This window comes from Bifidobacterium mellis, assembly GCF_000967265.1.
GTDB classification, from domain to species: domain Bacteria; phylum Actinomycetota; class Actinomycetes; order Actinomycetales; family Bifidobacteriaceae; genus Bombiscardovia; species Bombiscardovia mellis.
On the sequence record NZ_KQ033885.1, the window covers coordinates 1 to 12,115 of the forward strand.

Sequence of the window (12,115 nt, forward strand, 5' to 3'; positions counted from 1 at the left end):
CAAACGCAGTTGGGCTGAATACCAAAGGTCGCCTTTCACTTGCGCTGTCTGCGATTTGAACCTAGAGAGCACTGATGTCAAAACCGTGGCCTACTTTGCCGCCTGTCGTTTCTGGTTCAGGACATCTAGAATGAAAAGCAGCCGAATCAGGCGCATAAATACGGATACGAAGAAAGCGGATGAGCATGGGCAAAAGAATCATTCTTGTAGGGGCCACGGGCAGAGTAGGTGCATTGACCTGCGAGGACCTGGTCAAAGCCGGCCACGAAGTGGTCGCTTGCGCACGAGGGGCCTCGAAGATTCACGCCAGGCAGCAGGTGGAGCCCGTGACCTTGGATCTGCATGACCCGCTCTCCCAGGTAACCGACGCATTCGGCAAGACGCATGCGGATGCCGTTGTCTTCACTGCAGGCTCACGCGGCAAGGACATCAACCAGATCGACGCTTTGGGAGCCATGAAGACCATAGAGGCCGCCAAAACGGTCGGCATCACCAGGTACGTCATGCTGGGAGCCATGTATGCAGCAGACTGGCTGCGCTGGGAGCAGCCCCAGGTCAAACCTGCCATCGACGCCCTTGCCGACTATTACGTGACCAAGAACATGGCTGACCAGTACCTGATCAGCTCCGGACTGGATTACACCATCATCGAGCCAGGCAGCCTGACCGAACAGACCGGCACAGGAGCCATCCAGGTAGAGCCGGACGGCCCCGGACCCATACCGATCCCCGACGTGGCACAATGCCTGGCCGACTGCGTCGACCTTCCCCAGACCACAGGCAGGATCTACAACATCATTGGGGGAGGCACACCAATCAAACAGGCCCTGACCGCAGAGCAGTGACAACACGAACCGACCAAGCCCCCACAAGAAGCTTTTGCCGCGAGACTATGGCGTGTCTGTACAGCAACGGTGATGGTACCTTGGTTGCATTGCTTGTTGGTTCTTGCTGTTGATCGCGCGCTGGCGGACTGCATCCCAGTGACCTTTATGAAGGTGGGGTTGGCGTGGGGACTGGGCGCAACCGAAGGAGGTCGTTAATGAACATCACCAATTTTCGCGATCTGGGAGGCATTCGGACCATTCACGGCCGCCGGGTTCGTCCCTATAAGTTCATCCGATCAGGACAGCTGGTGGGTCTGGACGAAGATACGAAGAGGGATCTGGTCGACCGCTACCGGGTGACGCAGGTCGTGGACTTCCGCCGGCCATTTGAGAGACAGGAAAGTCCGGACGACAGGATCGATGGTGTGACCTTTACCAACATTGATCTGCTGGAGCAAAGTGGTACCAACGGCGCCAGCTTGGACGATTTCGCCTCGCTGGGTTTAGCGGATCAGGTCAACGGCCACATGTTGAATATCTACCATGACCTGGTCATGAGCCCTGCGGCCCAGCAGGGTTATGGGAAGTTCCTGCGCATCGTCGTGGGCAACACCCAGGGGGCCACGCTCTTCCATTGCTTTGCCGGCAAGGACAGGACCGGGTTCGCCGCGGCCCTGGTGCTCTGGCTGCTGGAGGTGGACGACGACCAGATATTCGCGGACTACCTGAAGACCAACCAGGAGAGGGTCGCGGCCAACAATCAGCTGCTGGACCAATTCCGCGCCAAGGGCTTCGACCAGGATTCACTGGACGCACTAGAGATTGCGCTCTGCGTCAAGAAAGAATACCTGGCCCATGCCCAACAGGCCATGATCGACGCCTATGGTGATGTCTTCGCCTATGCACGTCAGGCTCTGGGGTTCGGACCGGACCAGGTGGAGACCCTGCGCAGCAACCTGTTGGAATAACCGCGCAAGGCTGGAGGTGGCTGGGACGGGTAGACTCGAGCTTAGACGTCAATTACGAGGAGGACATTGTGCGATACATGAATTTAGGACGGTCAGGATTCCGGGCCTCCCGTGTGGCCTTGGGGGTCATGCGGATCGATCAGAAGAGCCGTGAGGAAGCGCGGACCATTGTGGAGACGGCCATGAATGCGGGCGTGGACTTCTTCGACACAGCAGATTGCTACCACGCCGGGGCCAGCAGCCGTGCCTTGGGACAAGCTTTGAAGGATCTGAGCGTAGACCGGGACAGCGTGGGCATCCAGACCAAGTTCGGCATCTTCCGCAACCCGGACAGCGACCAGATCACCCGCTATGACTTCTCCAAGGACCATCTGCTGAAGGCCCTGGATGAGGAGCTGGTCAACCTGCAGACCGACCACGTCGACTTCGTGCTGCTGCACCGGCCCGACACCCTGGTCGACTTGGATGATCTGGCTGAGGCTTTTAATGAACTGCAGTCCAGCGGGAAGGTTCGGCACTTCGGTGTCAGCAATGTCAACCCCATGCAGGTGGAGCTGCTGCAGAGCGCTGTAAGTCAGCGGCTGGAGGTCAACCAGCTGCAGTTCGGTCTGGGACACACCGGCATGGTCGACCAGGAGATTCACGTCAATATGGGCGATGATCCCAGCCTGGACCATGATGGCGGTCTTCTGGCCTATTCGCGGCTCAAGTCCATGACCATTCAGGCCTGGAGCCCCTTCCAGACCGGATACTTCGACGGGGTCTTCCTGGACAATCCACGCTATCCCGAACTCAATGCCGAGCTGGACAAACTGGCCAAGCAGCACGGGGTGTCCAAGAGTGCAATCGCAGTGGCCTGGATTCTGCGGCATCCCGCCGGCATACAGGTGCTCCTGGGATCCATGAACCCTGAGCGCATCACCCAGATGGCTGCTGGTGCGGATGTGGATCTGACTGCCCAGGAATGGTACGACCTCTACCTGAGCGCCGGTCATGACCTGCCCTGATCCCTGCTGTAGGGCCGCTCACGTCCGCCCGATTTCTGCCCGGTTCTACCGCTTCGGGTTATGAAGGATTGCGCCCCGCCGTCTGATCTCGCATAAATGTTCTTGCGTCATCTGGCAGGGCCAGCCTGGTCGGGCATCGGGCACCGTGAGTGCAAAAGATGTGCAGAAGGATAGTCAGATCGAGGATGGTCGGATCGGTTTCGAGGTAGTCGTACGCTGTCATGCATTATTTCACCCCACGACGTTGCGCTGCTACGTCCAAGATCATGTATCACGATCGGGCCAAAGCCCAGCAGGCCGCCGACCGCAGCATGGTCGAACGCGACGTTCTTCTATGGGTCTACCGCTGTGATTACTGCGGAAGCTGGCATCTGACCAGCCATGAGCCGGGCTCCTACCAGCGTATGAGGGCGGTCTCGCGAGCTTCGAAACCACACAGCCGCAAACGTGGGTACAAGCCTCGTCGCAGGTGAGGCAGTCATCGCCTCTGCAGCCCATGCGCGCTTGATGTTACTGAGTTGATCCTGATTGTTTCTGACGGCCCCAGGCAGCAAGATTGGATTCCGCTGATCTCGCTGCCTGGGGCCAATCCGTCTCTGTCTATTCGCCTAAGGCTGGTGAACTTGGCTGTTGAACTTATCTGCTGATTCCTACGGTTTGTCTGGCTTGCAGGAATTTCGTCGCCTAGCAGGCTGGGTCGAAGCCCTGTCGGCGGATCGAATCCAGCATGGGTTCATGACCGGAGGCGGGATTGCGAACCTTGTCGGCCATTATGGCGCTGAATGAGCGGTGGGGATCGTCCATGTGCCGGATGTCGCGATAATAGCGGGTGACCGTCTGGTCGAAGTCTGCCAGGGCATCCTTCATGTCTGCATCATCATCGGCCCGCTGATAGGTGTTGGTAAAGATTTGCGCCTGACGAGGCATCCTGGGCTTGGGATCCGGATCCTGGGCCGGGTGGCCGATGGCAAGACCCAGCACCGGATAGACCAGCTTGGGCAGCTTCAACAGATCAATCAATCTGTTTGTGTCATTGATGACGCTGCCCAGAATGACTCCTCCCAGGCCCAGCGCGTTGGCGGCGGTCTCCATGGCGTGCAGGGCCAGGACCGCATCGTTCTGTGACTGCAGGAAGACATAGCCGGAGTTGAGCAGGGTGGTATCCGGGTCCAGATCATCGGCGAATCGTCGGACCAGATCGGCATTACGGCGCTGATCCGCCAGGAAGATGTAGAGCAACGGGGCTTCGGCGACATAGCGCTGATGGGCCATATCGGCAATGGCAAGTGCCTCATCATGATCCGTGACTCTGATGGCCGACCATTCATGGAAGTACCGGCTGGTCGCCGCATGTTGGGCCGCCTGCTCCAGCAAGGCGACGGTCTGGTCGTCAACGGGTTCTTCAGTGAATCCGCGGATGGAGCGCCGCTCAAGCAAGGTTCGTATGGTGGGATTATCGACCGGATTCGTGGCCGAGGTTTTCTGTGAATTTGCTAAGGTCATTTTGACATTCTGGCCGTCAATGCCTTTCAATGCAAGACCTTGTCGTCAAAATCACGCAATCAGCGTTATCAGGCCCTGCCAGGTTGCCAGTCAGCATCCTATGTCTTCAGCGCTGATGGCGGCGATCGATCAGAGCCTGGGAACCACGCTCGAACAGGCCGGAGACCAGGGCAGTGACGGCTGCCGACAGAACGCCGAAGAGTAGGCCGGCGGTAGCGCTCTCCTGTTCCTCTTCGGGGTTGTCCACGCCTCCGTTGCGCTTGCGGACCAACCCGCTCCAGAAGGATTGGAAGAGCTTGCCCGCCAGTAGTGCGGCGATGCTGGGAAGCGCAAACTTGATCAGCTTGTCTGTCAGCGAGTCCGGGTCCGATTCAATCGAGTTGCGCATGTCATTCACCTTGCCATCCACCTGATGAAGCATGCCGACCACTTGGTCGGCCATTCCGCCAGGTTCCCGTCCTGAGTCCGTCATAGGTCCATTATCCCACACGCCTGGGGTTAAAATACCATGCATGGGTACTGTGAAAAACGCGGCGGGCAATGATGCCTCGGCTGAGAGTAAAGGCTACGCCGTGTTGTTACGGCATGGTCAGACTATTTGGAGCAAAACAGGGCAATATACGGGACGCACTGATATTCCCTTGACTGACCAAGGACGTGAACAGGCCAGAGAGGCCGGTCAGCGGCTGGCCAAAGCCTTTCCCGAGGGGTTTGACGCCGGCTGTGTTTTTTCCAGTCCCCTGCAACGTGCCAGGCAGACAGCCGAGCTGGCCGGCTTTCCTGATCCGACACCGATGGATGAGATTCTGGAGTGGGATTATGGTCCGGCCGAAGGGCATCGTCCTCAAGATGTGGTGGCTGGTCTCGGCCGTGACTGGAAACTGTGGGTCGACGGCCCACAGGCCCTGGGCATCAATGAACTGACCGGTGACCGAGTGGTCGTTCTGCCTTCAGGCAATCGTGTTCCAGTGCACGTGACCCGCGGTGAAAGTCTGGATCAGGTGGCCGCTCGTGCGCGGGAGATAGTCCGATGGCTTGAACCCCAGGTATGCGCGGGGCGGCATGTGCTCCTGGTGGCACACGCCCATATTCTGCGCATCCTGACCACGCAGTGGCTAGCCTTAGATCCAAGCAAGGCCCAGTTGCTCAGGATGAATACGGCGCATTACGGTGTTCTCGGCATCTACCAGGGTGAACGTGTGCTCAGGCAGTGGAATGTGTGAGTCATTATCCGAATGGAACTTTATCGAACATTGAATGCTTCCGGTGTGTTGTCCAGATAGATGCGGTGTGTACAGAACCCGATAAGCTTGTCAGTGCGAGGGCATGTCATCGATGGGCGGGGACGAAAGACAGGTCGGACGCCGCTATCGACCGGTATCATTGCAACTTCAACGATTCAATGATATGAGTATGCTGATGCATCCACTGATGTTTCGGTTGTTGTGACGATTGAGCCCTATGACCGCACAGGATCATTAGGATGGACTGGGATGGTTACATTGCAAGATGTCGCACACGCGGCAGGGGTGTCGATCGCGACCGCTTCGTGGGCTGTCAATGACAATAAGGATGTCAGAATTCCTGAGGAGACCAGGAAGCGCGTAAGGCGTATAGCGAAGAGCATGGGGTACAGAAGAAACGCCCTGGCAAGCGGCTTGGCGCGCGGGCGGTCCGACTCAATCGGATTCATCAGTGATGGTGTTGCTACTTCTCCGTTTGCAGGTCAGGTCATCCGCGGTGCTCAGGATGAGGCTTGGCGCAATGGCAAAATACTGTTGGTGGTCGATACCAACGGCGATTCGCGTATAGAGCACAGCGCGCTTTCATTCATGCTGGAGAGGCAGGTTGAAGGCATCGTCTATTCCAGTTGGGTGCATCACGAAGTAGTCCCTCCTAAAGAATTAAGGCAGGTCAATTCGGTTCTGGTGAATTGTTATGACCGTGACAGTACATACCCGGCAGTCGTGCCGGATGAGGTACAGGGTGGTTTGACCGCAACCAATCTGCTCATTGCTGCGGGTCATAAAAGGATAGCGTTCATCAATCAGTCGGAATCTTCACCTGCTTCGGTTGGGCGTTTGCGGGGATATCGTCAGGCATTGGAACAGGCACAGATTTCCTTCGACCCCTCCTTGGTGATTCTTGCCAAGGCCGATCAAGAGGGTGGGTATGGAGCGGTGGACGCGCTGATGAAGACAGGGGCTACTGCGGTATTCTGCCATAACGATAGAACGGCCATGGGCCTGTACGACGCTTTGAGGGAGCGTGGAGTGCGTGTTCCCGATCATCTTTCGGTCGTTGGGTTCGACAACCAGGAAGTGATTGCGGCCCACCTTCATCCTGGCCTGACAACAGTGGCTCTTCCCCAATACGATCTCGGTGTACTTGGAGTGCGCATGCTGCTTGAGCCGTCGTCGGACAGGAAACACTCAAAGGATGCGGAAAGTGCCCCCGCTGTAAGACCAGGACCCAAGGATTTGCAGGAATATCAGCCGGTGCATGTCTCTTGCCCCTCAGTGGTCAGGCGCTCTATTGCCGTGCCGGCGCGCTGATGGTTTTACTTAATAAGTAGGCCTTGCGCTCAGCAACACATCCGCCTGCGACAGGTGGTCCGTGATTTGACAAAAACAGGTAAGCAACTATTCTGGGAAGTGCTTAAGCGATTAAACAAGGGAGAATGATCGCAGATTCATCGATCACGGCTGATCGAAACGACAAGAATAGATTGGACTGACTTAGTGAACACGCTATACTATCAAGCCCCGGGGTATTGGGTGGGGGATTGTATGCCTTTCGGCGAGGGTGACACCTTTTACATCTTCCACCAACGCGACGATAGGGATCCAGAGCCGCTTGGAAAGCCATTCGGGTGGTCCCTGGTTACGACAAAGGACTTCATCCATTACGAAGACCATGGCGTGGTAATTCCACACGGTGGTGAGCGTGATCAGGATCAGTTCATTTATGCCGGCTCTGTTTGCAAAGTCGATGATCGTTACCACATTATTTACACCGGCTATAACAGAAATATCGAGAACGAAGGAGGGCTTTCTCAGGTTCCGATGCATGCTGTCAGCAGCGACCTGTATCACTGGCAAAAGGTGGGCGAACCATTGCCCTTCCTGCCTCAAGATGGGTATGACCCTTCTGATTGGAGAGATCCTTGGGTGACCAGGGATGATGAGCAAGACCGGTATCTGGTCTTGCTGGGCGCTCGACAGCCCGGTCCAAAGACAAAACGAACCGGCAGGACAGTATGCTTTTCATCGCCGGATTTCATGAACTGGAAATTCGAGGGCGATTTTTGGGCCCCGGACTTGTATACGATGCACGAGATGCCGGACCTGTTCAAAATGGGAGACTGGTGGTATCACATAGTCACGGAGTACAGCGATAGGCACGGGATGACCTATAGGATGTCGAGGAGCTTGAACGGGCCTTGGCTGCAGCCGCCGGACGACGGTCTGGAAGGAAGCGCATATTATGCCGCACGAACCTTCGCCTTGAACGGCCACCGTATCCTGTTCGGCTGGGTTGGGACCAAGGAAGGGGATCAGGACACTGGCAATTATGAATGGGGCGGCACATTCGTGCCTCATGAGATCTTCCAGCGGCCGGATCATACTTTAGGCGTTAAGCCAGTCAATACACTCTGGGACGGTTTTGTCGATCGGAAGCCCATCGATGACTTTGCCATGCAAGGTGACGATGGCAGAGTGCAACGTAGGATCGCCGACCATCTTGGCAGTCCTTTTGCCTTTGAAGCCGATGTCAGATTCGCCCCTTCCACTCGCTCCTTCGGGGTCGTCTTGGAGGAGGATCCGGAGACCGAAGCAGGCTATCAGTTCCTGTGCAAGGTTGACGAAAACCGATGCACGTTTGAGGGAAGTCCGAACTTTCCCTGGTTCAACACTATGAATATAGGTCTGACCAGACCTGTGCGCCTGGATGCAGACAGTGCTCATCATTTGCAAGTCGTTGTGGACGATACGATTGCCACCTTATACATTGACGGGGTGGCTTTGAGCACCAGAATGTACCGGTCCAGCGGTGGGTCCGTCGGCATGTTCGTAACCGACGGCTCCCTCACACTCTCGAATGCTTGGATATCAAATACGGTAAGGAGATGATAGTTGTAAAACAATAAAGGCGTTATGCGATGACGGGGAACATCGTTGAGGCTGACAGCAATTGCTTAAGCGCTTATGCTAGGCATACATACAGGATGTGATGATGAGTCAAGGCTTCCAATGGAGGAAGGCATGAATACAGTCAGGAAAACGACGGCCGTAATCGCAGCCGCGGTACTCACGATGGGTGTTCTCTCGGGTTGTGGAGGAACAGGGGCTAGTAGCAGCTCGCAAGGTCGGGTCTACTACATGAATCAGAAAGGCGAAAACAATGAACAGTTCGTTCAGTTAGGAAAGCTGTTCACTAAGGATACGGGCATACCATTCGATATTACGACTGCTTCCCCAGGCAATTATGAGCAAACACTGAAAAGCGAACTCGCCAAGACCAATGCGCCGACGCTTATCGGCCTGGACAACAATGACTTTCCCAACTGGGTGGATTATTGCGATGATCTTTCCGGAACGCGCATGTACAAGGATCTGCAAAACCGTGACTATGTGCTCAAAGATGGCGATACGGTCAAGGCTATTCCTTTTGTGCTTGACCGGTACGGCATCATCTACAATCGTGCGATTCTGAAAAAATATTTCGCCGCAGACTGGGCGAGCATTCACTCCGAACAGGAAGTCCGAGGATTTGATGCTCTCAAGAAGATGGTTGAAGAGATTCAGGCTCATAAAAGCGATCTAGGCATCAAAGGAGCATTCACCTCTGCTGGATTCGAGGCCAGTTCACGGCCTAGGTACGGCGACATGTTGCCGCATATACCGGTGTTTTACGAATATCGAGATCAGAACACGACGGTGATTCCTTCAAAGGTATCGGGCAAGTATGTGCCTAATCTCAAGAAGATATTCGATTTGATGATCAAAAACGAGACGGTTGCGCCAACACAGCTTTCAGGCGCGACCCTGGACGATGCTATTTCGGAATTTGCGCTTGGTGATGCGGCTTTCATCGAGATGGGATCATGGGCGTATCCACAGCTGCGCGGCAAGAAAGTCTCGGATAAGGATATGGGCGTTTTCCCGCTGTATATGGGAATCCCAGGTGAGGAAAACTCCGGGTTAACGATCAGCTCCAACTATTTCGCCATTAACAGCAAAGCCTCGCAAAAAGATAAAGACGCTACCAAGAAGTTTCTGGACTGGATGCTCGATAACGATGGAGCCAGAAAAATCGTCACTGACACCATGGGCTTCGAGACTCCTTTCAAATCCTATGCCAAGGCGGGTTTCAAAACGAAGAATCCCATACTGCGTGCCAATGATGTTTATGCCAAGCGGAACTGCTATGACTTGGTCATCCGCCCGCTTCCCACGGCTCAATGGGCTTTGACCATGGCCGATGCGATGTTGGAATACGCCCAGGGGACTGGGCCATGGTCCAAGGTTGAATCGTCCTTCGTCGATGGGTGGACATCCGAGTACAACACGGTTCACAAGTCGTGAGGGAAGCTTGACCGCGCCGTAATCGGAGTGGAACCGGCGCGGTTGTGCATGAGTAAAGGATATACACGGTACGCATGCCGCGCGAACCCGGGGAAGTATGTTCGGCGGTATGCGCACCGGTATGGATGAATCATTGGATTCTGTCTCGGAGGTTGATAATGATATCGATGGCTGGCAAGACGATTTCCCGTTGGTGGGCCTTGTTCGTCTTGCCTACGTTTGTGGCATTCGTGATTGGATTCGTCATCCCCTTCATATTGGGGATTTGGCTGAGTCTATGTCGTTTCACGACTATTGCAGATGCCAATTTCATAGGAACGAAAAACTACGCTGCAGCCATATCGGATCCTGAATTCTGGCATGCTTTGTGGTACACGGCCTTGTTTACGGTGGTCACTACGGTAATCGTCAATGTGTGTGCCTTCGCGATCGCCAGTCTGCTAACGAAGGCGATAAGGGGAGCGAATCTTTTCCGGTCGATCTTCTTCATGCCCAATTTAATAGGTGGCATCGTGCTCGGCTATATCTGGATGCTGTTGCTCAACGGTGTCCTCCAGCATTGGGGTAAGTCCATCACCTTTTCAGGTACGTACGGATTCTGGGGAATGGTATTGCTGATGTGCTGGCAGCAGATCGGTTACATGATGATTATCTACATCGCCGGGTTGCAGACCCTGCCCGGTGATGTCATCGAAGCTGCATCGGTTGATGGAGCCAGCGGCGCCCAGACCCTGTTCCATATCACCATTCCGCTGATGATGCCATCAATAACCGTTTGTACGTTTTTGTCGATCACCAATGGCTTTAAAATGTTCGATCAGAATTTGGCTCTGACCAATGGAGCACCGTCCAATTCTTCAGAACTGGTTGCGTTGAACATTTATAGGACATTTTACGGACGGGCTGGGTTCGAGGGAGCAGGCCAGGCCAAGGCGGTTATTTTCTTCGTCATCGTGGCCCTTGTCGCTATCCTGCAGAACAGGCTTACCGCTCGCAAGGAGGTAACCGCATGAGTGCCAAGGCCAAACATTCAGGCTGGTGGACACTGTTCTTCACACTGGTGTGCCTACTGTGGGTATTCCCGATAGTGCTGGTTGGTATCAATTCCTTCAAGGACAAAGTCTATATCACTCATGATGCCTTCTCCATTCCGCTGGGCGACATGTTCGCGGGCCTCGACAATTACCGAAAGGGCATTGAACAGACCAACTTCTTTGCCAGTTTTGGATGGACGGTAGTGGTAACGGTAGGATCTGTCGCGCTGATTCTGCTATGCACCTCGATGTGTGCCTGGTGGATCGTCCGGGTGAACAATCGTACGGCAAAATCGCTTTATCTGGTCTTCCTCTTCAACATGATCGTTCCCTTCCAGATGGTGATGTTCACCCTGTCCAAGATGGCCGACATCATAGGGCTCAACACGCCTTGGGGCCTGTGGATCATATATCTTGGGTTCGGCTCCGGACTTCCGGTGTTCATATTCACCGGAGTGGTCAAGGGAATCCCCCAAGAGCTGGAGGAGTCGGCCATGATTGACGGGGCGAGTGTCCCCAGGACCTTTTTTGAGATTGTTGTGCCCATCATGAAACCCTCCATAGTGTCAGTGGCGATTCTGGAAGCCATGGGAATCTGGAATGACTTCCTGCTGCCCTACTTGACTTTGGATCTGCGAAAATATCGGACCATCAGCATTGCAGTGCAATATCTCAAAGGCGGTTACGGGACTGTCGATATGGGAGCGATGATGGGCTGTCTTGTCATGGCTATCATTCCCATAGTCATTTTTTATGTAATCTGTCAGAAGTACATCATCAGTGGAGTATTGGCTGGTGCTGTAAAGGGCTGAAACTGCAATTCCTCCATGGTCCCTGGGCTGCTTTCTTAGGCCCGGGGACCATTTTCATTCCTCCGACAGGCTGTTTGGCTAGCCTGGTTGCAATACCGCGGACGGTATGTGCTGAGCAGGAGCCTCAGTCTGCCTGTCTGCATCATCGGAGGATTTTGTGAAAGTAAAGCTGATTTTGAATTGCAAACGGTGTCATTAATGTATGTCATCTCTTCGTTTCTAAGACTTGCCGCAGATTGAAGGATAGTTACTGTTTCTCCAGTGATTGTAAAGGCTGAGTAATGATTTGCAGGCAGACAAGTTTCTTATTATGATAACGTGTGCAATACAAGTAGCCGCTTGGCGCTATGCCATTGATGGCGATTCGGTGTTGGTA

At 54.6% G+C, this 12,115-nt stretch carries 12 protein-coding genes; 10 read left to right on the forward strand and 2 right to left on the reverse strand.

All coding sequences use genetic code 11. From position 1 onward, the window contains the following. The first annotated feature begins 179 nt into the window (after positions 1 to 179). The 4 genes from JF70_RS00535 to JF70_RS08640 all read left to right on the forward strand — a co-directional run bounded on the left by JF70_RS00535 (position 180) and on the right by JF70_RS08640 (position 3,275). Positions 180 to 845, forward strand: a complete 666-nt coding sequence (locus JF70_RS00535; protein WP_052690642.1) for an NAD(P)H-binding protein — start codon at positions 180 to 182, stop codon at positions 843 to 845. Positions 846 to 1,042: 197 nt separating this feature from the next. Beyond that, positions 1,043 to 1,795 (forward strand): tyrosine-protein phosphatase, encoded by a 753-nt coding sequence (locus tag JF70_RS00540; RefSeq protein ID WP_045934895.1) that lies wholly within the window; start codon positions 1,043 to 1,045, stop codon positions 1,793 to 1,795. Between the two features lie 68 nt (positions 1,796 to 1,863). Beyond that, positions 1,864 to 2,802 (forward strand): aldo/keto reductase, encoded by a 939-nt coding sequence (locus tag JF70_RS00545; protein WP_045934896.1) that lies wholly within the window; start codon positions 1,864 to 1,866, stop codon positions 2,800 to 2,802. Positions 2,803 to 3,023: 221 nt separating this feature from the next. After that, entirely contained in the window at positions 3,024 to 3,275 is a 252-nt protein-coding gene (locus tag JF70_RS08640; RefSeq protein WP_045934897.1) for a hypothetical protein, read from the forward strand. A gap of 211 nt (positions 3,276 to 3,486) precedes the next feature. On the opposite strand, the gene JF70_RS00555 is transcribed toward JF70_RS08640, so the two are convergent. Together JF70_RS00555 and JF70_RS00560 are read right to left on the reverse strand one after the other, a co-directional pair. Continuing rightward, complete coding sequence (locus tag JF70_RS00555) at positions 3,487 to 4,305, reverse strand: nitroreductase family protein (protein WP_045934898.1); 819 nt, start codon at positions 4,303 to 4,305, stop codon at positions 3,487 to 3,489. 106 nt (positions 4,306 to 4,411) lie between these two features. Further along, entirely contained in the window at positions 4,412 to 4,777 is a 366-nt protein-coding gene (locus JF70_RS00560; protein WP_045934899.1) for a DUF4235 domain-containing protein, read from the reverse strand. Between the two features lie 40 nt (positions 4,778 to 4,817). On the opposite strand from JF70_RS00560, the gene JF70_RS00565 reads away from it, so the two are divergent. The 6 genes from JF70_RS00565 to JF70_RS00590 all read left to right on the forward strand — a co-directional run bounded on the left by JF70_RS00565 (position 4,818) and on the right by JF70_RS00590 (position 11,739). Further along, the gene (locus JF70_RS00565) at positions 4,818 to 5,528 is read left to right on the forward strand and encodes a histidine phosphatase family protein (RefSeq protein ID WP_045934900.1); all 711 of its coding nucleotides are present in this window, start codon (positions 4,818 to 4,820) and stop codon (positions 5,526 to 5,528) included. Positions 5,529 to 5,798: 270 nt separating this feature from the next. Beyond that, the gene (locus JF70_RS00570; protein ID WP_045934901.1) at positions 5,799 to 6,860 is read left to right on the forward strand and encodes a LacI family DNA-binding transcriptional regulator; all 1,062 of its coding nucleotides are present in this window, start codon (positions 5,799 to 5,801) and stop codon (positions 6,858 to 6,860) included. A 234-nt stretch (positions 6,861 to 7,094) separates the two neighbouring features. Continuing rightward, positions 7,095 to 8,438, forward strand: a complete 1,344-nt coding sequence (locus JF70_RS00575; protein ID WP_052690816.1) for a glycoside hydrolase family protein — start codon at positions 7,095 to 7,097, stop codon at positions 8,436 to 8,438. A gap of 132 nt (positions 8,439 to 8,570) precedes the next feature. After that, positions 8,571 to 9,893 (forward strand): ABC transporter substrate-binding protein, encoded by a 1,323-nt coding sequence (locus JF70_RS00580; RefSeq protein ID WP_052690643.1) that lies wholly within the window; start codon positions 8,571 to 8,573, stop codon positions 9,891 to 9,893. A 158-nt stretch (positions 9,894 to 10,051) separates the two neighbouring features. Next, positions 10,052 to 10,906 (forward strand): carbohydrate ABC transporter permease, encoded by an 855-nt coding sequence (locus tag JF70_RS00585; RefSeq protein ID WP_045934904.1) that lies wholly within the window; start codon positions 10,052 to 10,054, stop codon positions 10,904 to 10,906. Next, positions 10,903 to 11,739, forward strand: a complete 837-nt coding sequence (locus JF70_RS00590) for a carbohydrate ABC transporter permease (RefSeq protein WP_045934905.1) — start codon at positions 10,903 to 10,905, stop codon at positions 11,737 to 11,739. Before JF70_RS00585 ends, JF70_RS00590 begins: the two co-directional genes overlap by 4 nt. The last annotated feature ends 376 nt before the right edge of the window (positions 11,740 to 12,115 follow it).